Annotated in this window: 22 protein-coding genes; 8 read left to right on the forward strand and 14 right to left on the reverse strand. The window is 67.0% G+C overall.

All coding sequences use genetic code 11. The features are described 5' to 3' along the window. Positions 1 to 11 precede the first annotated feature (11 nt). The 8 genes from ACQP0C_RS35060 to clpS form a co-directional block, all read right to left on the reverse strand. Positions 12 to 776 carry a cyclic nucleotide-degrading phosphodiesterase gene (locus tag ACQP0C_RS35060; protein WP_433734734.1) on the reverse strand — a complete coding sequence of 255 codons (765 nt, stop codon included), beginning with the start codon at positions 774 to 776 and terminating at the stop codon, positions 12 to 14. 78 nt (positions 777 to 854) lie between these two features. Further along, positions 855 to 1,577: a rhomboid family intramembrane serine protease gene (locus ACQP0C_RS35065; protein ID WP_433727097.1), complete on the reverse strand. Its 723-nt coding sequence runs from the start codon at positions 1,575 to 1,577 to the stop codon at positions 855 to 857. A gap of 103 nt (positions 1,578 to 1,680) precedes the next feature. Further along, positions 1,681 to 2,643 (reverse strand): PLP-dependent cysteine synthase family protein, encoded by a 963-nt coding sequence (locus ACQP0C_RS35070; RefSeq protein WP_433727099.1) that lies wholly within the window; start codon positions 2,641 to 2,643, stop codon positions 1,681 to 1,683. Between the two features lie 8 nt (positions 2,644 to 2,651). Then, a complete protein-coding gene (locus ACQP0C_RS35075; RefSeq protein ID WP_354954923.1) occupies positions 2,652 to 2,924 on the reverse strand; it encodes a MoaD/ThiS family protein in 273 nt (90 codons plus the stop codon). 33 nt (positions 2,925 to 2,957) lie between these two features. Continuing rightward, complete coding sequence (locus ACQP0C_RS35080; RefSeq protein WP_433727101.1) at positions 2,958 to 3,380, reverse strand: Mov34/MPN/PAD-1 family protein; 423 nt, start codon at positions 3,378 to 3,380, stop codon at positions 2,958 to 2,960. A 268-nt stretch (positions 3,381 to 3,648) separates the two neighbouring features. Beyond that, the gene (locus ACQP0C_RS35085; protein ID WP_433727103.1) at positions 3,649 to 4,695 is read right to left on the reverse strand and encodes a P1 family peptidase; all 1,047 of its coding nucleotides are present in this window, start codon (positions 4,693 to 4,695) and stop codon (positions 3,649 to 3,651) included. A 64-nt stretch (positions 4,696 to 4,759) separates the two neighbouring features. After that, a complete protein-coding gene (locus ACQP0C_RS35090) occupies positions 4,760 to 5,329 on the reverse strand; it encodes a DUF2017 domain-containing protein (protein WP_433727105.1) in 570 nt (189 codons plus the stop codon). A gap of 22 nt (positions 5,330 to 5,351) precedes the next feature. Then, positions 5,352 to 5,672 carry an ATP-dependent Clp protease adapter ClpS gene (gene clpS / locus ACQP0C_RS35095; protein WP_355182354.1) on the reverse strand — a complete coding sequence of 107 codons (321 nt, stop codon included), beginning with the start codon at positions 5,670 to 5,672 and terminating at the stop codon, positions 5,352 to 5,354. Between the two features lie 119 nt (positions 5,673 to 5,791). On the opposite strand from clpS, the gene ACQP0C_RS35100 reads away from it, so the two are divergent. Further along, entirely contained in the window at positions 5,792 to 7,087 is a 1,296-nt protein-coding gene (locus tag ACQP0C_RS35100) for a nicotinate phosphoribosyltransferase (RefSeq protein WP_433734735.1), read from the forward strand. On the opposite strand, the gene ACQP0C_RS35105 is transcribed toward ACQP0C_RS35100, so the two are convergent. Next, the gene (locus ACQP0C_RS35105) at positions 7,017 to 7,292 is read right to left on the reverse strand and encodes a hypothetical protein (protein WP_433727107.1); all 276 of its coding nucleotides are present in this window, start codon (positions 7,290 to 7,292) and stop codon (positions 7,017 to 7,019) included. The genes ACQP0C_RS35100 and ACQP0C_RS35105 overlap by 71 nt on opposite strands. 116 nt (positions 7,293 to 7,408) lie before the next feature. Here ACQP0C_RS35105 and ACQP0C_RS35110 point away from each other — a divergent pair, with 116 nt between their 5' ends. The 3 genes from ACQP0C_RS35110 (at position 7,409) to ACQP0C_RS35120 (ending at position 11,047) form a co-directional block, all read left to right on the forward strand. Then, entirely contained in the window at positions 7,409 to 7,975 is a 567-nt protein-coding gene (locus ACQP0C_RS35110) for a nicotinamidase (RefSeq protein WP_433734736.1), read from the forward strand. A 123-nt stretch (positions 7,976 to 8,098) separates the two neighbouring features. After that, the gene (locus tag ACQP0C_RS35115) at positions 8,099 to 10,144 is read left to right on the forward strand and encodes an ATP-dependent DNA helicase (RefSeq protein ID WP_433727109.1); all 2,046 of its coding nucleotides are present in this window, start codon (positions 8,099 to 8,101) and stop codon (positions 10,142 to 10,144) included. Positions 10,145 to 10,336: 192 nt separating this feature from the next. Then, positions 10,337 to 11,047, forward strand: coding sequence for a methyltransferase domain-containing protein (locus tag ACQP0C_RS35120; protein WP_433727111.1), 711 nt, complete (start codon positions 10,337 to 10,339; stop codon positions 11,045 to 11,047). Between the two features lie 74 nt (positions 11,048 to 11,121). Here ACQP0C_RS35120 and ACQP0C_RS35125 read toward each other — a convergent pair whose 3' ends face one another. Both ACQP0C_RS35125 and ACQP0C_RS35130 read right to left on the reverse strand, forming a co-directional pair. Continuing rightward, positions 11,122 to 11,667, reverse strand: coding sequence for a DoxX family protein (locus tag ACQP0C_RS35125; RefSeq protein WP_433727113.1), 546 nt, complete (start codon positions 11,665 to 11,667; stop codon positions 11,122 to 11,124). A 110-nt stretch (positions 11,668 to 11,777) separates the two neighbouring features. Beyond that, entirely contained in the window at positions 11,778 to 13,139 is a 1,362-nt protein-coding gene (locus tag ACQP0C_RS35130; protein WP_433727115.1) for an NCS2 family permease, read from the reverse strand. Positions 13,140 to 13,355: 216 nt separating this feature from the next. On the opposite strand from ACQP0C_RS35130, the gene ACQP0C_RS35135 reads away from it, so the two are divergent. After that, on the forward strand, positions 13,356 to 14,048 hold the full coding sequence (locus ACQP0C_RS35135) for a hypothetical protein (protein ID WP_433727117.1): 693 nt from the start codon (positions 13,356 to 13,358) through the stop codon (positions 14,046 to 14,048). Between the two features lie 250 nt (positions 14,049 to 14,298). On the opposite strand, the gene glgP is transcribed toward ACQP0C_RS35135, so the two are convergent. Then, the gene (glgP, locus tag ACQP0C_RS35140) at positions 14,299 to 16,869 is read right to left on the reverse strand and encodes an alpha-glucan family phosphorylase (protein WP_433727119.1); all 2,571 of its coding nucleotides are present in this window, start codon (positions 16,867 to 16,869) and stop codon (positions 14,299 to 14,301) included. Positions 16,870 to 17,188: 319 nt separating this feature from the next. Here glgP and ACQP0C_RS35145 point away from each other — a divergent pair, with 319 nt between their 5' ends. Genes ACQP0C_RS35145 through glgB form a run of 3 tightly spaced genes read left to right on the forward strand, consistent with a single transcriptional unit; the run spans position 17,189 to position 22,025 of the window. Then, the gene (locus ACQP0C_RS35145; RefSeq protein WP_433727121.1) at positions 17,189 to 17,830 is read left to right on the forward strand and encodes a LysE family translocator; all 642 of its coding nucleotides are present in this window, start codon (positions 17,189 to 17,191) and stop codon (positions 17,828 to 17,830) included. A 38-nt stretch (positions 17,831 to 17,868) separates the two neighbouring features. After that, the gene (locus tag ACQP0C_RS35150; RefSeq protein WP_433727123.1) at positions 17,869 to 19,872 is read left to right on the forward strand and encodes a maltotransferase domain-containing protein; all 2,004 of its coding nucleotides are present in this window, start codon (positions 17,869 to 17,871) and stop codon (positions 19,870 to 19,872) included. After that, the gene (glgB, locus tag ACQP0C_RS35155) at positions 19,869 to 22,025 is read left to right on the forward strand and encodes a 1,4-alpha-glucan branching protein GlgB (RefSeq protein ID WP_433727125.1); all 2,157 of its coding nucleotides are present in this window, start codon (positions 19,869 to 19,871) and stop codon (positions 22,023 to 22,025) included. The genes ACQP0C_RS35150 and glgB overlap by 4 nt, the downstream gene beginning before the upstream one ends. A 19-nt stretch (positions 22,026 to 22,044) precedes the next feature. On the opposite strand, the gene ACQP0C_RS35160 is transcribed toward glgB, so the two are convergent. After that, entirely contained in the window at positions 22,045 to 22,896 is an 852-nt protein-coding gene (locus tag ACQP0C_RS35160) for a tetratricopeptide repeat protein (protein ID WP_433734737.1), read from the reverse strand. 140 nt (positions 22,897 to 23,036) lie between these two features. Further along, a complete protein-coding gene (locus ACQP0C_RS35165) occupies positions 23,037 to 23,402 on the reverse strand; it encodes a DUF3817 domain-containing protein (protein ID WP_433727127.1) in 366 nt (121 codons plus the stop codon). Positions 23,403 to 23,508: the final 106 nt, after the last annotated feature.

Below are 23,508 nucleotides of genomic sequence, written 5' to 3' on the forward strand. Positions count from 1 at the left end.
GCGGCAACCGGTCAGATGTCGAAGGTTTCCCCCGGTGCCACGGCGTGTACGGGCCCGGAGAACTGGGCCTTCGCCTCGGCGATCACATCCTCGCGCGATGTCCACGGCGGAATGTGGGTGAGCAGCAACTCTTTCACGCCCGCGCGCGCCGCGATCATGCCCGCCTCGGTGCCGGACAGATGGATGCCGGGCGGCCGATTCGCCGGATCGTGCGTCCACGACGCCTCCGACATCAGGATGTCGGCGTCCTGCGCGAGTTCGAGCACCGCATCGCACATGGCGGTGTCGCCGGTGTAGACGAAGGTCCGTCCGGCCGTGGTCGTGATGCGCAGTCCATAGGACTCCGGCGGGTGATACATCCGGCGCGCGAGCACCGTATGGCCGGGGCCGAATTCGACGGCCTCGCCCTCGACCCACGTGCGGTGATCGATGACGTCGGACCAGTCGTCGCATTCGCCGCCGACCTCGGCCGAGGCATTGCCGATGCGCACCGCGCTGTCCGACGGGCCGCGCACGATCGCCTGTCCCGCCGGGGGTGTCGGATGGTAGCGCCGCCAAACCAGCAGTCCGGGCAGATCCAGGCAGTGATCGGCGTGCAGGTGGGTGAGGAAGATATCGACCTCACCGGGATCGGCATAGCGCTGCAGCGCGCCCAGCACGCCGGGCCCGAAATCGATGACCACCGGCGACATATCCGGCCCGGTCAGCAGGTACCCCGACGCAGGGGAGTCCGGGCCGGACACACTGCCCGAGCACCCGAGGACGGTAAGGCGCATTCCCCCATGCTCCCACGACGATTTCTCACTCAAGAACCGATCCCCCACATTCCGCTACGAGCCGCGCACATCCCGCGACTACGCATTGACTCCGGCTCGATCCCCGCGACGGTTTCGACGTGCATCTCCAGAGAGTACCCAGCCAGCAAGCACTCCACCCACCGCCCCGAAAAGATGCCCCTGCCAAGAGATTCCGGGCTGTCCGGGCAATACACCCCACAGCACCGACCCGTAGATCGCCAGCACCACCAAGCCGATGCCGATCTGGGCGATATTGCGGGCGAACCAGCCGCGCGAGATCAGGAAGGTGAGCCAGCCGAAGATCAGTGAGGACGCGCCGAGATGCACCGATCCGGTGGCGCCGGTGAACCAGACGCCGACTCCGGCCACGATCCAGATGATCGCGGTGGCGGCCAGTCCGCGTCCGATGCCCGCGAGCAGGGTGATGAAACCCAGGACGAGGACCGGGAGCGTATTGGCGAACAGGTGGTCCCAACCATGGTGCAGGACCGGGGCCCAGAGGATTCCCCACAGGCCATCGGCCTCGCGCGGCTCGATGCCGTTGTAGTCGAGTTTGTTGTCGTCGAGGGTGTCGACGCCTTCGACGCTGTAGAGCAGGGCGACGAATGCGGTGATGATGACTCCCGCGCGCAGCCAGAGCTGTTTGACGGGTGCGAAGTTGTTCGACTTCCCCGGAGTCGGCACACCGGGAGTCGAACCGATCGGCTGACCCAGTTGGGCACGCAGTGCGGCGATCCGCTCCGGATCGAACGACGAACCGATTCCCGAACCGCCGGTCATCGCAACCTCCTCGTCGAGCGAGTCCCGGGCCGTCGAGATATGCCCACCAGGGCTCGCTCTTTCGAGAGTACCGGGGCAAATCACGCCCGGATCGGATCGCGGCTCAGGCCCAGAGCTGGCCGTCGAGGCGCTGTTCCGCCTCTTCCAGAGTCCCGTCATAAGCGCCGGTGGACAGGTACTTCCACCCGCCGTCGGCAACGATGAACGCGATATCCGCCCGCTGACCAGCCCGCACGCACTTGCGCGCGACGCCGAGCGCCGCATGCAGGATCGCACCGGTCGAAATGCCCGCGAAAATACCCTCTTCCAGCACCAGCTCGCGCGTGCGCCGCACCGCGTCGTACGGGCCGACCGAAAAGCGTGTGGTCAGCACCGACTCGTCGTAGAGCTCGGGAATGAAGCCCTCGTCGATATTGCGCAGTCCGTAAACCAGTTCGCCATAGCGCGGTTCGGCCGCGACGATCTCGATACCGGGCACCTTTTCCCGCAGGAACCGCCCGGTCCCCATCAGCGTGCCGGTGGTGCCGAGACCCGCGACGAAATGGGTGATCTCGGGCAGGTCGGCCAGGATTTCCGGGCCGGTGGTCTCATAGTGCGCCAACGCGTTCGCCGGATTGCCGTACTGGTAGAGCATCACCCAGTCCGGATTCTCCGCGGCGATCTGCTTGGCCAGCGCGACCGCCTGATTCGAACCACCGGCGGCCGGGGAATCGATGATCTGCGCACCGAACATGGTCAGCAGCTGACGACGCTCGACCGAGGTGTTCTCCGGCATCACGCACACCAGCCGGTAGCCCTTGAGTTTGGCCGCCATGGCCAGCGAGATACCGGTATTGCCGCTGGTCGGCTCTAGGATCGTGCAGCCGGGTGTGAGCAGACCGTCGGCCTCGGCCTGTTCGATCATCCGCAGGGCCGGGCGGTCCTTGATGGAACCGGTCGGGTTGCGGTCCTCGAGTTTGGCCCACAGCCGCACCGGATGCTCCCCGTCCCACTGCGGGGACAGGTTGCGCAGCCCGACCAGCGGAGTGTTGCCGAGGGTCGCGATCAGCGATTCATAGCGCGCCACGGGGTTGATCAGCCTCCGGCAACGGCGGGCAGGATGGTGACGCTCGCACCCTCCGGAACCTCCGCCTCGAGGCCGCCCGCGAAGCGCACGTCCTCGTCGTCGACGTAGATATTGACGTAGCGGTTGAGCTTGCCGTCCTTGAGCAGCCGCTCGGCGAGGCCGGGATGATTCGCGTCGAGGTTCTCGATCAGCGCGGACAGGGTCGAGCCCTGGGCGTCGACGCGCTTCTCGCCTCCGGTCAGGCCACGCATGATGGTCGGGATGGACACGGTTACCGGCACGGGGACTCCTCGAATTCGACGAACATGGGGGTACTAAACGGTCTCGTACGCATCGACGACCTCGACCGGCTCCTCGGTGACCACACCATCGACGATCCGGTAGCTGCGCAGCTCGTGCTGCTCGGGATCACGGGTGGAGATCAGCACGTAATGCGCGAACGGTTCGGACGCGTAGGAGATGTCGGTGCGGCTCGGGTAGGCCTCGGTGGCGGTGTGCGAGTGGTAGATCACCACCGGGATCTCATCGGCGTCGTCCATGGCCCGCCACACCTTCAGCTGTTCACCGGAGTCGAACCGGTAGAAGGTCGGCGAGCGCTCGGCATTGACCATGGCGATGAACCGCTCGGGGCGATCGGACCCCTCCGGACCGGCGATGACACCGCACGCCTCGTCCGGGTGATCGGCACGCGCATGCGCGACCATCGCCTCCACGAGGTCGGCCCTTATCACCAGCACGAGTCAAACCCTTCCGCATTTCGGCACCACCGCCGCCGACATAACGCACCCGACAACGACCAAGAATATTCGGCTATTCCCGGCCGCCTGTCGGCCGGTACCCCTCCGGCGGCCGCGCTCGCGGTGCCCCCACCGACCGGCGATCGCGCGTCGGCAAACGGAAGTTCCCGCCTACCCGCACCCGGACCAGCGTGGTTCCCAAGTCGCACGCACACTTTCGCGTTCGTCGGCCCGATCGCGTTCGCCTCCGACGCGTCGCCCCGGGGGATCAGCGTGGGAAGAGATCGGAATAGGCGGGAATGCCCGCGACGGAGCGGGCCGAGAGAATGGCGTCGACGATGGCGCGCTCCACGCAAACCGCCGCGGCGGTGCAGACTGCGTCGAGAACGAGCAGCTCGGCAGGGAAGGCCGGGGGCATCGGCGGGGCGGTGATCTCGGCGGTGCCGGTGGCGAGGGCGAACAGGGTGTCGCCGTCCAGGGGCGAGTGGGCCGGGCGGATGGCGCGGGCGAGGCCGTCGTGGGCGGTGGCGGCCATGCGCTGGCAGCCTGCGGGGTCCAGGGGTGCGTCGGTGGCGACCACGCCGATGGTGGTGTTGAGAACGGTGCCCTTGACCGGGAGTGCGTTGGCCGCGGCCAGTTGGTCCGGGGTTGCCGGGTGCAGCCCGAAGTGCTCGGGACCGTCGGTGCCGACGCCCCAGGGCAGGCCGGTGCGTGGGTCGAAGACCGAGCCGACGGGGTTGGCGACGATCAGCGCCGAGACGGTGATGCCCGCACCGAGCACCACGCTCGCGGTGCCGACGCCGCCCTTGATCGAACCGGCACGCGCGCCGACCCCCGCCCCGACCGAACCGCGCTCGAACTCGACCGCCGCCGCCTCGGCCGCCAGGAACCCGAAGTCGGCGGTGGGGCGAATTCCCCAGTCCCCCACCGGAAGATCGAAGATGACCGCGGCGGGCACAATGGGCACCACGCGGCTCGGATCGGCCGGATCCATCGGGATGCCCTCGCGATGTTCCTCCAGCCAGCGCATGACGCCGTCGGCGGCCGCGAGTCCGTAGGCGCTGCCGCCGGTGAGCAGGATCGAATTCACTTGGCGCACAGTGTTGCCCGGGTCGAGCAGATCGGTTTCCCTGGTCCCCGGCCCACCACCGCGCACATCGACCGCGGCGATGGCGCCGCCGGGCGCGTGGACGACGGTGCACCCGGTCGCCGCGCCGGAACCCAGCGTCGCGTCCGGATCGAGCGCGTGCTGGTGCCCGACCAACAGGCCGGTGACGTCGGTGAGCGAATTCCTCGGTCCCGCTTGCGCATTCACAGCTGCTGCTCCTGACTACTCGGCACCGATCCAGGATGGCGTCTTCCGGCCAGCCGCGGCAGCGTCAGGGGGCGAGGGCCTGCAGCAGCGAATCCTGCATCCAGGTCAGCCAGTGATACACATCCAGATGCGGCCCACGCGGGTCATCGGGTTCGAGGTGATCGGGTGTGTCGGCATCGATTCCGAGCACCGTGCCCAATGCCAGCCGCACATCGGTGAGCGCGGTCAACCAGGCATCGGCCTGCTCGGGGGTCAGCACGATCTTCCCGCCATCGGTGGGCACCGTCTTCAGCACCACCGACCCCGCGGCCAGCTTGGCATCGATGATCTCGGGCTCGTGCAGGCCGCGCAGGGCGCTATTGAGATCGGCGCGGTCGGCGTCGGGGGAACCGGGTTCGCTGCGGTGGAAATCCGGCAGCAGCCGGTGCAGCCGGGGATCCTCGGGCGGTGTCGTATTGCCGCTGCGCAGCCCGGTCAGTTCGGTGAGTTCGTCGGCGGGCGCGGATTCGGCCCGCTCGGTCAGCAGCCCGGAGACCGCGCCGACCAGGGACCGCAGCACACTCGCCTCACGCGCGTCCATCTCGGATCGCAGCTTGAGGCCGCTCAGCGAGTTCTTCCGGCTCCACTTCCGCACTGACGTCAGCGTAGTCGTACGGTCAGTCATCCCGTTGCATGGTCGCCCAGAGTCCCGCCGCGTGCAGCCTTCGCACGTCCTGTTCCATCTTGTCCCGCGAACCCGACGACACCACGGCCTTGCCCTCGTTGTGCACCTTGAGCATCAATTCGGTCGCCTTCGCTTTGCTGTAGCCGAAAAGCTTCTGGAAGATGTAGGCGACGTAGTGCATGAGGTTGACCGGATCATCCCAGACGACCGTCACCCACGGACGGTCCTCGGCCTCCAGGATCTCGGTGTACTCGACCGCCTCCGGAGTCGCCTGTGCCGCCGACAGTGTCGCGTTCGCTTTGCACAAGGCCATAACACTCAGGGTACGACTCGACTCCGGATACACAACACCCGCACACCAGGATTTGGCGGACGCCCCGGCAGCACCGGCCTACCATGCGCACGGCAGCTGTTTAGAGTGACTTGGTGGACATGCGCAGCACCGCTCTGCTGACCGATCAGTACGAACTGACCATGCTCGCGGCCGCGCTCGGCGACGGCTCGGCGCAGCGCCGCTGCAGCTTCGAGGTGTTTGCCCGCCGATTGCCAAACGGTCGCCGCTACGGTGTGGTCGGGGGTACCGGCCGCCTGCTGGACGCGCTGGCGCACTTCCGTTTCGAAGAACCGGAGCTCGATATCGCGGCGGGCTTCCTGGACTCGAAGATCGTCGACTGGCTGCGCGACTACCGGTTCACCGGCGATATCGACGGTTATCCGGAGGGCGAGCTGTATTTCCCCGGCTCCCCGATTCTTTCGGTGCGCGGCAGCTTCGCCGAATGCGTCCTGCTGGAGACCTTGGCCCTGTCGATCCTCAACCACGACAGCGCGATCGCCTCGGCCGCCGCACGCATGGTGAGCGCGGCCGCGGGGCGCCGGATGATCGAGATGGGCTCGCGCCGGGCCCACGAACTCGCCGCGCCGTCCAGCTCGCGCGCGGCATATCTGGCCGGTTTCGACGCCACCTCCAATCTGGAGGCCGTGCGCCGCTTCGGCGTGCCCGGCGCCGGCACCAGCGCGCACGCGTTCACCCTGCTGCACAGCGCCGCCGACGGCGCGCACGAGGCGGCCGCCTTCCGCGGCCAGATCGACGCGCTCGGCCTGGGCACCACCCTGCTGGTGGACACCTTCGACATCACCAAGGGCGTGGCCACCGCCATCGAGGTCGCCGGACCCGAATTGGGCGGTGTCCGTATCGACTCCGGCGATCTGGGCGTGCTGGCCAGGCAGGTGCGCGAGCAACTCGACCGGCTCGGCGCGACCAAGACCCGCATCGTGGTCTCCGGCGATCTCGACGAATACGCGATCGCGGCATTGCGGGCCGAACCGGTCGATGTCTACGGCGTCGGGACGTCGGTGGTCACCGGGTCCGGAGCGCCCACCGCGGGCATGGTCTACAAACTGGTCGAGGTGGACGGGCTGCCCGTCGCCAAACGCAGCAGCCACAAGGAGTCGCGCGGCGGCACCAAAAAGGCGGTCCGGCTGTCCCGCCGGACCGGCACCATGGTCGAGGAGATCATCTACCCGGCCGCCGGAACGCAGCCCGCCGCAAACGGATTCGAAGTGCGCGAGCTCGTGGTTCCGCTGGTCCGCGGCGGCGAGGTGGTCGATGGACTGCCCACGCTCGCCGACAGTCGCAAACTGGTTTCGCGCGGGCTGGTCAGCCTGCCGTGGGAGGGCCTGAAACTGTCGGATGGGGAGCCGGCGATCCCGACGACATTTCTGAACTGACCGGGGCAGTGGCGGCCTTGGCATTGCGCCGCTTGGTCAGCCATTCGACGGTCGAAACCGCTATCACCGCGATCAGGACCCCCTTGATCAGCAGCCGCACCCAGTCACCGGCCGCGTCGGGGCGGTCGCCGAGCAGAAAGGCGGTGGCGAGATAGGCGGTGTAGCCGATGAAGAGTGCGATCGAAATTCTGACGGTGCTGTTCACGTGTTCCTCCAGGTGCCGTGGCCCGCCCGATCGATCAGGCGGCACAATGTAATCCACAGACAGGAGCCCGAGCGTTTACACCTCGGCGCATGACATCCTGGGAAAGTGAGGTCGACATGAACCGAGCGTTGATCATCGTCGACGTGCAGAACGATTTCTGCGAGGGCGGATCACTCGCCGTCACCGGTGGGTCCGCGGTCGCCCGTCGCATCACCGACTATCTGAACTCCACGCATTACAGCGCGGTCGTCGCGACCCGCGATTACCACATCGATCCGGGCGGACATTTCTCCGAACACCCCGATTACGTCGACACCTGGCCGCCGCATTGCCGGGTCGGCACCTCCGGTGCGGATTTCCACCCGAATCTCGATACCGCCCCGATCCAGGAGATCTTCTCCAAGGGCCAATATTCCGCGGCCTATTCCGGTTTCGAGGGCGCCACCGAGGACGGCACCAGCCTGGCCGACTGGTTGCGCGAGCATGCCATCGACGAACTCGACATCGTCGGAATAGCCACCGACCACTGCGTCCGCGCGACCGCCCTCGATGCCCGCATCGAAGGGTTCGACACCCGGGTGCTGCTGGACTTCACCGCGGGCGTGGCCGCCGAGACCACCACCGCCGCCCTCGACCGCATGCGCACCGCGGGCGTGGATCTCGAGGGGTCGGTCGCCCGGTAGCCCGGTTCGCGCACCCCGACCTGCCGTAGGACACGCCGGGATGGCGCAGCGAAGGTGTGCGAAGTACCGCGCGGACCGGATCGGGCGGTGATCTCTGTCGGGCCCACGCAGTAGGCTCTTCGCGTGCCCGAACTGCCGCCCGTCCCCGAACTTTTGGCCACCGCTGTGCACGCGCTGGGCGGGAAGGAGCGCGGCGGGCAGCTGACGATGGCGGCGGCGGTGGACCATGCGATCGATGCCAAGGAGCACCTCGCGGTGCAGGCGGGGACGGGGACCGGGAAGTCGCTGGCGTATCTGGTGCCGAGCTTGCGTCACGCGGTCCGGACCGGGCGGACAGTGGTGGTGTCGACCGCGACGATCGCCCTGCAGCGTCAGCTCGTCGATCGAGATCTGCCGCGACTGGCAGAGGCGCTGAGCAAGCCGCTGGGCCGGGCCGCGAAATTCGCGATACTCAAGGGACGCAACAACTATCTGTGCCTGAACAAGATCAATAGCGCGATTCCGGACGAGCCGCAGGAGGCCGAACTCTTCGACGCGTTCGCCATCTCGCGCCTAGGCCGGGAGGTGCAGCGGCTCAACGAATGGGCCTCCGACACCGAGACCGGCGACCGGGACGAGCTCGTCCCCGGCGTCACCGACCGGGCCTGGCGGCAGGTCAGCGTGTCGTCGCGGGAATGCCTCGGCAAGTCGCGCTGCCCGTTCGGCCAGGATTGCTTCGCCGAGCGGGCCAGGGCGGAATCGGCGCAGGCCGACGTGGTGGTGACCAATCACGCCCTGCTGGCCATCGACGCGATCAGCGGCATCCAGGTCCTGCCCGAACACGATGTGGTCGTCATCGATGAGGCGCACGAGTTGGTCGACCGGGTCACCGGCGTGGCCACCGCCGAACTGGCCGCCTCGGCGATCAGCGCCGCCGCCCGGCGCTGCGCCAAACTCATCGACCAGCAGGAAGTGGACCGGCTGGAGGAGGCCGCCGAGGCCTGGCACACGGTGCTGGACGAACTGCCCGCCGCGCGCTGGGACGCCTTGCCCGATGGCATCGCGCCGGTGCTGGCGCTGGTGCGCGACGCCGCCTGGAATGCCCGCACCGCGCTCGCGCCGCAAGGCGGCACCACCGCCCAGGGCGATCCGGAGAGCGCCGCCGCCCGCACCCAGGCACTGGCCGCCATCGACGAGGTGCACGACAGTGCCGTGCGCGCCTTGACCGCGTTCGATGAGCCCGATCCGGCCAAACGCCACGATGTCATCTGGCTCGCCGCGGACGAGATCCGCGGCGTCGCCCGGCGCACACTGCGGATGGCGCCGCTCTCGGTGGGTGGGCTACTGCGCAGCAGACTCTTCGGTACCGCCACCGTCGTGCTCACCTCGGCCACCTTGCAGATCGGCGGCTCCTTCGACGGACTCGCCATCACCTGGGGTCTGCCCGCGCAATCGGCCAACCGCAGCGATACCGCAACCGCGAACGGCGCCGAGGCGCCCTCGGACGCCGATACCGTGCGCTGGAGTTCGCTCGATGTCGGTTCGCCGTTCGACCATGCCAAATCCGGCATCCTGTATGTCGCCAAACATCTGCCCGCCCCCGGCCGCGACGGTTTGGCACCGGCCTATCTCGACGAAATCGAGCGGCTGATCACCGCCGCGGGCGGCCGCACACTCGGTCTGTTCTCCTCGATGCGCGCCGCACGCGCGGCCACCGAGGCCCTGCGCGAGCGGCTGGACACGCCCGTTCTGTGTCAAGGGGACGACGCGACCGGTGCACTGGTGCGCAAGTTCGCCGACGACCCGGAGACCTCGTTGTTCGGCACGCTGTCGCTGTGGCAGGGCGTCGATGTGCCCGGTCCGTCGCTGAGCCTGGTCATTCTGGATCGCATCCCGTTCCCGCGCCCCGACGACCCACTGCTGACCGCGCGGCAGCGCGCGGTGGAGTCGCGCGGGGGCAATGGCTTCATGACCGTCGCGGCCAATCACGCCGCATTGCTGCTGGCCCAGGGCACCGGCAGGCTCTTGCGCAGCGTCGATGACCGCGGTGTCGTGGCGATCCTGGATTCGCGTTTGGCGACCGCACGCTACGGCGGTTACCTGCGCGCCTCACTGCCGCCGTACTGGGAGACCTCGGATCCGGAAGTCGTCACCAAAGCACTCCGGCGCCTGACCGCCGCCAGCGCCTGATCAGCTCGAACTGTGACACCGCTCACAATATGGTCCATTATTTCCATACAGAAGTAAGTTGAGATTCGATACTTCGGTGGACCCCAATTCCCACACCGGATGTATCGGCGGTCCCCGCGCCAAGCCCTGCACGCGGCGCGGGGACACCATGAACCCCTGTCGTGGCCGATCCGCACATGAGACCGTTTCTCAATGACGCACCAGCCAGATATCGACACTCTCGGCGAATTCTTGATCAGCGCAAGATCTTTGGCCGAATATCGTGCAATCTTCGCACTCACCGATGCCGACCTCAGCGGACGCATCCTCGACTGCCCCGGCGGCGCAGCAAGTTTCACGGCGGAAGCGAGTGAATTCGGCGCGACCGTCATCGCGGCGGACCCGATCTACGCCCTACCCGCGGAGCAGTTGCGCGCCCTCGCCCGGTCCGAAACCGATCGCGGAAACATTTGGGCAACAGCGCATCTGGACCGCTACCGCTGGGACTTCTATGGCGATCCACAACAGCACCGACGAATACGCCTCGCCGCCGCGGCTCGCTTCGGCACCGACCTCACCACCCATCGCGATCGTTACGTCGCGGCCCGACTACCGTCGCTGCCCTTCCCCGACAACAGTTTCGACCTGGCCCTGAGCTCACATCTGCTCTTCACCTACGCCGACCGCCTCGACCCCGATTTCCATCTGGCGTCCCTGCTCGAACTGTCCAGGGTGTCCTGCGGCGAAACCCGCCTCTACCCCCTCGTCGATCACACCGGCGCCCGCCAGGACGATCTGGTCGCGCACCTGCGAAAAGAACTGCACGACAAGGGGATCAGTTCCGCGCTCCAAGAAACCCGCTACGAATTCCATCACGGCGCGACCACGGTCCTGGTCCTACATTCACACCCCGATGCGGCGTGAAATCAATTGTGCCCCAGATAAAGCAGCGGCGCGGCGACCCCCGCCTCGGTCACCGCGCCGCACGTACCAGCGGATCAGAGCGTCCACTTGAGGATCAGCGTCACGACGGCCGCGATCACGGCCACCACAATCGAGGCAACGCCCCACACCACGCCCTGACGCTGCCACGGGCGGCCGCTGTCGAGGGAGAACTTGCCGGGGCCGGTGAAGGCGACGACCGCGCCGACGGTGGCGAACAGCAGGGGCATTTCATAACCCTTGCCGCTCAGCAGGCCGCCGTGCCAGGTGGTATTGATCGCGTTGATCATGGTGCCCAATACGATGGCCGAGGCCAGCGGGGTCAGCAGGCCGAGCAGCAGCAGGATGCCGCCGGTGAATTCACTCAGTCCGGCGAGCGTGCCGAACAGTTTGCCCGGGTTGTAACCCATCGAATCGAAGGTGGCGGCATTGCGGCTCCAGCCCATGCCGTTGAACCAGCCGAACAGTTTCTGGCTGCCGTGCGCGGCGAGCAGGCCACCGAAGACGACGCGCAGCACCAAGAGGCCGAGATCGGCGGCGGAGTTGTCGAGAGTCGTGATACTCGAGCCGCCTGGGCGCTCGAGCGTGCTGTTGTTGGTCATGCTGGTCCTCATCCCTGCATCGGTTCGAACAGTGACTGTTTAGCCTCGGCAATGAATCGGACTGCGGTCCGATTATCGCACAGTGCAGCCCAACCGCGCGATCCTCGGTGTTATTCCGCCAGGAAGAAGAAGTATCCGAGGAACATCACCATCAGCGCCCACATCGCCGGATGCACCTCTTTGACGCGCCCCTTCGCGGTCATGACGATGGGGTAGAACAGCATCCCCATCGCCAGGCCGTTCGCGATCGAGTACGTCAGCGGCATCATGATGACGGTGATGAAGGCCGGGATCGAGTACTCCAGCCGGTTCCAGTCGATCTCGCCGAGCGCACGGGCCATGAGCACACCGACCACGATCAGTGCGGGCGCGGTGATGGCGGCCGAGCCCGCGACGACCGCGAAGATCGGGTAGCAGAACAAGGCGATCAGGAACCAACCCGCCGTGGTCACGGCGGTCATGCCGGTCCGCCCGCCCGCCGAGACACCCGCGGTCGATTCGACATAGGCGGTGGTGGTGGAGGTGCCGATGACCGCACCCGCCATGGTGCCCACCGAATCGGCGGCGAGCGCGCTGGCCGCGCGCGGCAACTTGCCGTCCTTGTCGAGCAACCCGGCCTGGTTGGCCACGCCGATCAGGGTGCCGGAGCAGTCGAAGAAGTCGACGAACAGCATGGTGAGGATGACGACGGCCATCTGGCCGGTGAAGGCGTCCGGCAGATGGATGATCGCCTGACCGAAGGTGTGCTCGAGCCCCCTCGGCATCGCGACCACACCGTGCGGCAGATCCACCAGACCACTGATGACACCGACCACCGCCGTGAGCACAATGCCGTACAGCACCGCGCCGTGCCAGCCGATGACCAGGAACACCACGGTCATGACCAGGCCGAACAGCGCGAGCAGGGTGGTGCCCTTGGTGAAGTCGCCGAGCGTGACCAGCGTGGCGTCGCTATTGACCACGATGCCCGCATTCTTCAGGCCGAGGAATGCCACGAACATGCCGATACCCGCGCCGACGGCCAACTTCATCTGCATCGGAATCGCATTGAGAATGCGCTCGCGCACCTTGGTGACCGCGAGCACGAAGAAGATCACCCCGGACAGGAAGGTCCCCGACAGCGCCGCCTGCCACGGGATTCCCATCCCGAGTACCACCGAGTAGGCGAAGAAGGCATTGAGGCCCATGCCCGGCGCCAGCGCGATCGGATATTTGGCCCATACACCCATCACCAGCGTGCCGAACACCGCGGCGACGGCCGTCGCGGTGAAAACCGCCTGCATGGGGATGCCCTTGGCGCCGAGCGCGCCCTGGTCGCCGAGTACCGATGGATTCACCGCGAGCACGTAGGACATGGCCAGGAAGGTGATCGTTCCGGCCATCAGCTCACGCTTGATGGTCGAGCCGTTCGAACTGATGCCGAAGTACGCGTCCAAACGTCCTCGGGTTCGGCTCAGAACGTCGGTGACCATGGGGTTCTCCAGTCGAAAAATAAGTACGAGGGTGCCAGGGCACGGTAGCCGACAGTTCACTGGATCCGAGAACTCGCCCCAATGGGCCGGCGCAAGCATTCGTGAGCAGCGTCACGGTAGCCATCTCAGACAGATTCATCTAACTTAACTTCGCACGGCGTTGCGTGCGCATCGGCGCTCGCATCGGCAGCCTGGACCATTTGAGGGGACGTAAACGTGCGCAATACTTTTCGCGATCCCGGCATTGCCGACGGCGAACTGTCCCAGTATGTGGCGACCGTTGGCACCGATCCGACCGAGTACCAGGTAACGTCGCTGGTCGAGCACGACGGCGATGACGCCTATCGCACCCAGCTGACGTTCGATATGGCCAACGACTTCACTATGCGGGTCGAGCAGATCTTCGACCGCACCGGCGGCTTCCTCTCCACCCGCAGCTACGTCGCGGAGAGCACATTCGGCGACACCCTGGTCAGCCGCGAGGAAGGCAACTTCGACGGCACCGCGCACCTCCAGTTCGGCGGCAAGGTCGAGCCCTTCCCCAGCCCCCTGACCTCACTGCTCGGCGGCGCCACCACCTTCCGCGGCCTGGATTTCACCAAGGGCGCCAAGGCCACGATCAACCTCTGGCTCGCCTATTCGATCCACTGGCCCGTGGAAGTCAAAGTCGAAAAGCGCACCACCATCGACGTCCCCGCGGGCAAATTCGAGGCCTGGCAGGTCAAAGCCAAACCCAGCTTCGCCCACATCAACGGCCTGCTGGACAAGGTGATCCACGGCATCCTGCCCGCCTTCACCCTGCACTTCGACACCGCCGCCCCACACCGCATGCTCCGCTTCAGCTTCCCCACCGGCCCGCTGCCCTGGGACCCCAAGGGCTTGGTCCAACTCGCCAAGATCTCCGAGTAACACTCGGATTCCCGACCGCACCAGGCATTTTCACACAGCTATCGACATCGTCCACGTGCGCACCGGCGGAGATCACGCCCGAACCCTGGTTCATCTCGCCGGACAGCTCCCTGGTCCGATCGCCCCGGCGCGCGGATCGTCATCGGAACCGAAAGATCGAGCGAAACATCGCATTCCCGGTCGAGAATGCGCCACTGGTCGCTGAGATCATCGAGCGCCGCATCCGGCGCCTGTACAGCGGCGACACCAGCTAAGCGCTCGGGGCAATGACCAGGCCCAGTTCGGCATCGCTGGCGAGCAGTTCGTTGTGGGGTAGCACGCGGATCGTGTAGCCGACGGCACCCGAGAGTGGGACCGGGGTTTCGACGATGAAAAGGTCTACGCCGGATTCAGCTCCGGTGTGCACCATCGGGAACGCGGTGGTGTCGGAGAGGTCGTCGGTCGGCGACACTCGGCCGAGTACCGCCTGCACGGTGACGTCGACGGGGGTCAGGCCGCCGAGATCGATGCGGGCGGCAAGGGAGAGTTCGGCGCCGATGATCGGGGTATCGGGCAGGCCCGCACTGTCGACCTGGATGATCTTGACCGAAGGCCACGCGGCCTCGACGCGGCGGCGATACTCCGAAATCGCTCGGGCACCAGCGAATTCGTCGGCGCTCGCGCGTTTCCCGGCGACCGCGGCGGGCGCGTAGTACTCGACCGAATAGTCGCGGACCATGCGGGAGGCCAGCACCTTCGGCCCGAGCGTTTCCAGAGTGTGGCGCACCATCTCGACCCAACGCACCGGCATATCCGAGGCATCGCGGTCGTAGAACCGCGGGGCCACCGTGCGTTCGAAGAGATCGTAGAGGGCGGCGGCCTCGAGGTCGTCGCGACGGTGTTCGTCGGAGACGCCGTCGGCGGTCGGTATGGCCCAACCGTTTTCGCCGTCGTACATCTCATCCCACCAGCCATCGCGGATGGAGAGGTTGAGTCCGCCATTGAGCGCGGACTTCATCCCGGAGGTGCCGCAGGCCTCCAGCGGACGCAGCGGATTGTTCAGCCAGACATCGCAACCCCAGTACAGGTAGCGAGCCATGGACATGTCGTAGTCGGGCAGGAAGACGATGCGGTGGCGCACCTCCGGATCGTCGGCGAAGCGGACGACCTGCTGGATCAGCGCCTTACCGCCGTCGTCGGCCGGATGGCTCTTACCCGCGACGACCAGCTGCATCGGCCGATCCGGATTCAGCAGCAGCGCACGCAAGCGCTGCGGATCGCGCAACATCAGGGTCAGCCGCTTGTAGGTCGGCACCCGGCGGGCGAAGCCGACGGTCAGCACATTCGGATCGAAAACGCCATCGACCCAATCCAATTCGGCCGATGCGGCACCGCGCTCCAACCAGGAGGCCCGCACCCGGCGCCGCACCTCGGCGACGAGGGTGGCGCGCAAGGTATTCCGGGTCGACCACAGTTCGGCCAGGTCGATATCGCGCAGCTTCTCCCAGCCCCGCGCCTCCTCGACCAGCTGGGGTCCGATGTATTCGCGTGCCTTGTCGAACCATTCACGCGCCGCCCAGGTCGGGGCGTGCACACCATTGGTGACCGAACCGATCGGCACCTCGGTCGCATCGAATCCGGGCCACAGCGGCGCGAACATCGCGCGGCTCACCTCGCCGTGCAGTTCGGAAACACCGTTGGCGCGCTGAGCGAGTCGCAGACCCATATGCGCCATATTGAACACCGACGGGTCGGCTTCGCGACCCAGCGCCACGATCCGGTCGATGGAAAGCCCGGGCAGCATGGCGGATTCGGATTCACCGTGGCCGCCGCCGAAGTACCTGCGCACCAACGGCATCGGGAACCGATCGATACCCGCGGGCACCGGAGTATGCGTGGTGAACACCGTCGCCGCCCGCACCGCGGCCAGCGCCGTATCGAAATCGAGTCCGGTCGAGACCAATTCACGGATCCGCTCGACACCGAGGAATCCGGCGTGGCCCTCGTTCATATGGAACACATCGGGATCCGGCAGTCCGGCCGCACGCGTGTATGCGCGTACCGCCCGCACGCCACCGATACCGGCCAGGATCTCCTGCTTGATCCGATGGTCCTGATCACCGCCGTAGAGCCGGTCGGTGACCGCGCGCAACTCCGGATCGTTCTCGGCGATATCGGAATCCAAGAGCAGCAGCGGCACCCGCCCGACCTGCGCGATCCACACCCGCGCCCGCAGCACCCGCTGGTCGGGCATCGCCACATGGACCAACACCGTCGCGCCGTCGGTGGTCAGCAACCGCAGCGGCAGCCCCTGCGGGTCGAGCGCCGGATAGTGCTCGCTCTGCCAGCCGTCCGCGGTCAGCGACTGCCGGAAATAGCCGGAGCGGTACAGCAATCCGACGCCGATCAATGGCAACCCCAGATCGGAGGCGGCCTTCAGATGATCACCGGCGAGAATCCCGAGCCCGCCCGAATAGTTCGGAAGTACCTCGGTGACACCGAACTCCATGGAGAAGTAGGCGATACCGCGCACCGGCTCGTCGGTCTGCCGCTGGAACCAACCCGGCCGGGTCAGATAGTCGCGCAGATCCACGGACGCGGCGTCCACCCGGCCGACATAGTTCGCGTCGGCGGCGAACTCGTCGAGCCGCGCCGCCGGCACCTCCCCCAGCATCCGCACCGGATCGCGGCCCACCTCGCGCCACAACTCGGGATCGAGCTCGGCGAACAGATCCTGCGTCGGCCAATGCCACGACCAGCGCAGATTCGTGGAAAGTTCGCCCAGGGCCGCCAAACGCTCGGGCAGATGGGCACGGACGGTGAAACGACGGAGTGCCTTCACGTGCGGAACCCTACCGAATGCGACCTACCCAAGTCGCCGAAGCGACCCAGGTCACCGGACCACGCCCCGCCGGCCGATCCCGCTCGCGGCTTCTTTCGAGCCGACAGCACGCCCGCGCACGCAGACCATGAACGGGCCGGTGCGATGAACGGAACTGAACCAACACGCTCCCCCAGCAGCCCCGCACACCGAACCGGACTGTCGATCGCGGCCGATCGGTTCGCAGCGAGTGGACGGCACGCCTACCCATCGCAAGCGTCGACGAACCAGCCGGGAATAACGGCTCGCGACCGCCCCACGCAAGTGGCAGCATCGGCTGATGCCGCACTGGATCGACGTGCTCCCACAGTTCCTGCTCGCCTGTCTCATCCTGGCCGCCCTGCCCGGACCCGCGACCGCACTGTTCCTCCAGCGCGCGGTGCGCGACGGTCGCGCGGCGGGTCTGGCCGCGGTGGCGGGAAACGAAATAGGCGTATTCGGGTGGACGCTCGCCGGTGGCGCGGGTCTGTCGGTGCTGCTGGTGGCGAACCGGTTCATGAATACCGCGGTGCACGTCATCGGGGCGCTGGTGCTGATCTGGCTCGGCGTACAGGCCTGGCGCGGGGCGCGCGGCGACGACGAATTCGGCGCCACGATGACCAAGATGCTGCCCACCGGCCGCACCCCCGGCGCGGCGTTCCGCGCATCGCTGATCTCGATCGCGGCGAATCCGAAGGCGGCCGTCTTCGGCCTGACGATCCTGCCGCAGTTCCTGCCGTCGACCGGCCCGGTGCTGCCGACCGTGCTGATCCTGGCGGCCATCCAGCTGGTCATCGATACGGCCTGGTGCGTCGGCATCGTGCTGGCGGCCGATCGGGCCGGGACCTGGCTGCGTCGCACCGGCATCCGCCAGCGGGTGGAACGCGCCCTCGGCGCGATCTTGGTCGCGCTCGGCCTCGGTCTGGCGGCCGACGCACGCTGATCCCGACCAACTGCCCCGCACCCGGTAGGTTGGTCGACGTGACCGGCCGCATCGCCATCGATGACACTGCCCCAGCCATACCGGGCGGCCGCCCGGCCAAGGCCGTCGTCGGCGAGGTCTTTCCGGTGCGCACCGTGGTCTGGCGCGAGGGGCATGAGGCCGTCTCCGCAACGCTCGCGGTGCGCGGCCCCGGATCGGCGCGGACCACCCGCATTCGCATGACGCCGGACTTCGAGCCGGATGTCTTCAATGCCACCTTCGTGCCCAACCTGCCGGGCGCGTGGACCTACCGCATCGAGGGCTGGAGCGATCCGATCGCCACCTGGCGGGCCGCGGTGGAGGCCAAGCTGGCCGTCGGACAGAGCGCCACCGACCTGGACAACGACCTCGAGCTCGGCGCCCGGCTGCTCGAACGCGCTGCGCAGGCGGTACCCAAGAAGCAGTTCGAGCGGCTGCGCGCGGCCGCGGCGGCGCTGCGCAGCGATGAGCAGTTGCCCGCTCGCGTCGCGTCCGCATTCGGCACCGAGGTCGCCGAGATCCTGCGCGCTACGCCACTGCGGGACATAATCACTCGCGGTCCGCAGCACACCGTGCTGGTGGAACGCCAACGCGCACTGTACGGCTCGTGGTACGAGTTCTTCCCGCGCTCGACCGGCGGCCGCGATGTCGATGGCAACCCCATCCACGGCAATTTCGCCACCGCCGCAAAGGAATTGCCACGCATTGCCGGCATGGGTTTCGACGTGATCTATCTGCCGCCCATCCACCCGATCGGCGAGATCAACCGCAAAGGCCGCAACAACACACTCTCCGCCGAACCGGGTGATGTCGGCTCACCGTGGGCGATCGGCTCGAAGGACGGCGGACACGACGCCATCCATCCCGAACTCGGCACCGCCGCCGACTTCGCCGAATTCGTCTCCACCGCAACCGAACTCGGCCTCGAAGTGGCCCTCGACCTGGCCCTGCAATGCGCACCGGATCATCCATGGGTCGCCGCCCACCCGGAGTGGTTCACCACGCTCCCGGACGGCACCATTGCCTACGCCGAGAATCCGCCGAAGAAGTACCAGGACATCTACCCGGTCAACTTCGACATCGAGCCGGACGGACTGTACGCGGAGATCCTGCGCGTGGTGCGGCACTGGATCGGTCTGGGCGTCAAGATCTTCCGCGTCGACAACCCGCATACCAAGCCCGCGGACTTCTGGGAATGGCTGATCGCGGCCGTGCGGCGCACCGATCCCGATGTGATCTTCCTGTCCGAGGCGTTCACCCGACCGGCCCGGCTCTATGGTCTGGCCCGCCGTGGATTCAGCCAGTCCTATACGTATTTCACCTGGCGCGTCGCCAAATGGGAACTGACCGAATTCGGCAATGAGCTGGCCGCCAAGGCCGACGAGGCCAGACCGAATCTGTTCGTCAACACCCCTGACATCCTGCACGAAAGCCTGCAGCACGGTGGGCCCGGCATGTTCGCCATTCGCGCCGTGCTCGCCGCGACCATGGCCCCGACCTGGGGTGTCTATTCCGGCTTCGAACTCTTCGAGCACCAGGCGGTCCGGCCGGGCAGCGAAGAATACCTGGATTCGGAGAAATACGAACTGCGCCCGCGTCCGTTCGCCGAGGCGCTCGCGCGCGGCGAATCGCTGGAGCCATGGATCACTCGACTCAATGAGATCCGCCGCGCGCATCCGGCGCTACAGCAGCTGCGGTGCATCCACTTCCACCACGTGGACAACGATGCGCTACTGGCCTATTCGAAGGTCGATCCGGTCAGCGGCGATGCCGTGCTGGTCGTGGTGAATCTGAATCCCTATGCGGCCGAATGGGGCATGATCTCGCTGGATCTGCCCGCGATCGGCCGGGAATGGCATGACCATCCGGTGGTTTTCGACGAGGTCAGCGGCGAGGAATACCACTGGGCGCAGACGAATTACGTGCGGCTGGATCCGGCACATGCAGTCGCCCATATCCTCACACTCCCCGCGGTACCGCAGCGGGCGCGCGCGGAACTGGCCTTCCGCAGGACCTTTCGATGAAGCGCCGCGATCTGATGCTGCTCGCGGCGGGCACGCATACCGACCCGCATACCGTGCTCGGCGCGCATCCGCATCCCGAAGGCACCGTCATCCGAGTGCTGCGCCCCCATGCCGATACCGTCTTCGCCCGGGTCGACGGTGTGCAGCATCCGCTGAAGTCATTGGGGCACGGTGTTTTCGCCGGTGTGGTCCCGCATCCCGATCTGATGGACTACCGCATCGTCACCAATTACCAAGGCGGGCAGACGATCATCAGCGCGGACGGCTATCGCTTCCTGCCCACCGTTGGCGCGCTGGACCTGCATCTCATCGGCGAGGGCCGCCATGAACAGCTGTGGAAAGTGCTCGGCGCGCATCCACGCCACTACACCACCCTCGATGGCGAGGTGGCCGGCACGTCGTTCGCCGTCTGGGCACCGAATGCCCGCGGCGTCACCGTGATCGGGGACTTCGACGGGTGGAGCGGGCATACCGCGCCGATGCGGTCGCTCGGCTCCTCCGGGGTGTGGGAGGTCTTCGTTCCCGGCGTCGAGGTGGGCACGAAGTACAAATACCGGGTGCACGGCGCGGACGGTCGGACCGTCGATCACGCGGATCCGCTGGCCTTCGCGACCGAAATGCCGCCCGCCACCGCATCCGTCGTCACCCAGAGCACCTACACCTGGTCCGACAGCGACTGGATCGCCGCACGCGAGCGCACCGATCCGACCCGCGCGCCGATGAGCGTCTACGAGGTGCATCTCGGCTCGTGGCGGCCCGGCCTCGGCTATCGCGAATTGGCCAACCAGCTGGCCGATTACGTGCACGCCGCCGGATTCACCCATATCGAACTGCTGCCGATCGCCGAGCATCCGTTCGGCGGTTCCTGGGGCTACCAGGTCACCTCCTACTACGCGCCCACCGCCCGCTTCGGCTCTCCCGACGATTTCCGCGCCTTCGTCGACCGCATGCACACCGCGGGCATCGGCGTGCTGCTCGACTGGGTGCCCGCCCACTTCCCCCGCGACGAATGGGCCCTGGCCCGCTTCGACGGCACCGCACTCTACGAGCACGCCGACCCGCGTCGCGGCGAGCAACTCGACTGGGGCACCTATATTTTCGACTTCGGCCGCAACGAGGTGCGCAACTTCCTGGTCGCCAACGCGCGGTACTGGATCGAGGAATTCCACATCGACGGACTGCGTGTCGATGCCGTCGCCTCCATGCTGTACCTGGACTACTCACGCGCCGACGGAGATTGGGAACCCAATGTGCACGGCGGCCGGGAGAACCTGGAGGCCGTCGACTTCCTGCAGGACCTGAACGAAACCGTGCATCGCTACCACCCCGGCGTCGTCACCATCGCCGAGGAATCCACCACCTGGCCCGGCGTCACCCGCGGCACCGATGTCGGCGGTCTCGGCTTCACCATGAAGTGGAATATGGGCTGGATGCACGACACCCTCGGCTACCTGGGTCGCGATCCGATCCACCGCTCCTGGCACCACAACGAGATCACCTTCTCGCTGGTGTACGCGTGGAGTGAGAACTACGTGCTGCCCATCAGCCACGACGAGGTCGTGCACGGCAAGGGCACACTCTGGACCAGAATGCCCGGCGACGATTTCGCCAAGGCGGCGGGCGTGCGCGCACTGCTGGCCTACATGTGGTCGCACCCCGGCAAGCAATTGCTGTTCATGGGACAGGATTTCGGCCAGTTCCGGGAATGGTCGCACGACCGCGGCCTGGACTGGCACGAACTGGAAAACCCACTGCACCAGGGCATTACGACCGCCGTACGGGATCTGAACGCGGTCTACCGCGCCCATCGCGCGCTGTGGAGCCAGGACACCAGTCCGGGCGGCTATTCCTGGCTCCAGGCCGACGACCGCGACCACAATGTGATCGCCTTCCTGCGCTACGGCTCCGACGGCTCCGTCATCGCCTGCGTCTTCAACTTCTCCGGCTCGGTCCACGGCGAATACCGCGTCGGCCTGCCGAACACCGGCACTTGGCGCGAAATCCTCAATACCGACGCCGTCGAATACGGCGGCTCCGGCATCGGAAACCTCGGCGGCATCAAGGCGACCGACGAACCCTGGCACGGCCGCCCCGCCTCCGCCACCGTTGCCCTACCTCCCAACAGCGCCATTTGGCTGACCCCCGAGCCCTGACTCCTCGGGGGCGCATCCGTCAGTAGAGGGCCGCGGCGAGCTTGCGGCGCGCGGCGACCACGAAAGGTTCTGCCGGGTCGAACAATTCGAAGAGCTCGAGCAGACGCGTGCGGGCCTTGGTGCGGTCCTCGCCCGCCGTCTTCTTGATCATCGCGATCAGCCGGTCGAACGAGGCATCGGGCCGCTGGTGCAGCATCTCCACATCGGCGGCATCGAGGGCGGCGTCGATATCGGCCGGATCGGCGTCGGCGGTGGCGATCGCGGAGTCCGGGATGGCCTGGGCACGGGACAGGAAGCGCAACTGGCGCAGCGCGTTCTTTGCCTCCTCATTGCCCGGCTCAGCGGCGATTATGGCCTCATAGGCCGCTTCGGCACCGGCCATGTCACCGCGCTCCAGCGCGGTCTCCGCGGCGGCGAAACGCGGGTCATCGGCGGGCTGCGGCTCAGCGGCGTCGCTGCCCTCGAGCTTGCCCGCGACGGCGTCGATGACCGCGCTGAGCCACTGCTTCACCTGCGGCTCCGGCTGGGCGCCCTGGAAGTCAGCGAGCGGCTGGCCGCCCGCCACCGCGATCACCGTCGGAATGCCCTGCACGCCGAACGCCTGGGCGATGCGCATATTGCTCTCGGCCTCGACGGTGGCCAGATCCCAGGCGCCGCCGCCCTCGGCGACCAGTCGCTCCAGCGTGCGCACCAACTCGACGCTGCCCGGACTGCGCTGCGAGTACAGCGCGACGACCACCGGCACCTGCATCGATCGGCGCAGCACCTTCGTTTCGAAGTCCACCTCGGAGACGGCGTAATCGCCGCCCCCACCACCCGACGCACCGGCCGGGGGCTGTTTCAGACTGGACAGATCCACCGCACCGGACATAGCGGCGGCAACGGCTGGCGAAGGGCGGCGTGCGGCAGGTCGAGTCACGGCTTCCAGTTTGTCACGGTGTCGCCGCGGGGGGAGTTCAGGGCTCGTAGGCGGTAGCTTGCGTAACCACGCAGAGCCTGCGAGTCCCGCTGTTACGACGCGGTCGCCGGGGCTCCGGTGTCCGCGGAAGTGACCTCGCTCAGCTCACCGAGCTTGCCCGCGCGCACCGCCCACACCTCGAAGAGCACGGTGAAGAACGGCGGAATGCTGGACAGCAGCGCGAGCACGGTGGTCTTGGTGTTCCAGGCCAGCTCGCGGGCCGCGAGGATCGCGGTGATGACGAACAGGACGAAGATGATGCCGTGCGTCATCCCGAACACCTTGACCGGCCACAGGACCGGTTCGGGCAGGCGCTTGAACACCATGCCGACGATCAGGAAGACCCAGGAGATCGCCTCCAGCACGGCGATGAAGCGGAACCGCTTGGCCACGGTGCTCAAGTCGAAGAAATTGCCCATGGCCACCATTGTGCCGGACTGCTACGACAGGTCGTAGTTGAACTCGTCACACCGCGGCCCGCAGACCCCGTCGACCCGGTATATGCCGGGCCGACGGAGACCGGAA

It is taken from the genome of Nocardia sp. CA-129566, from assembly GCF_050956075.1.
Classification (GTDB): domain Bacteria; phylum Actinomycetota; class Actinomycetes; order Mycobacteriales; family Mycobacteriaceae; genus Nocardia.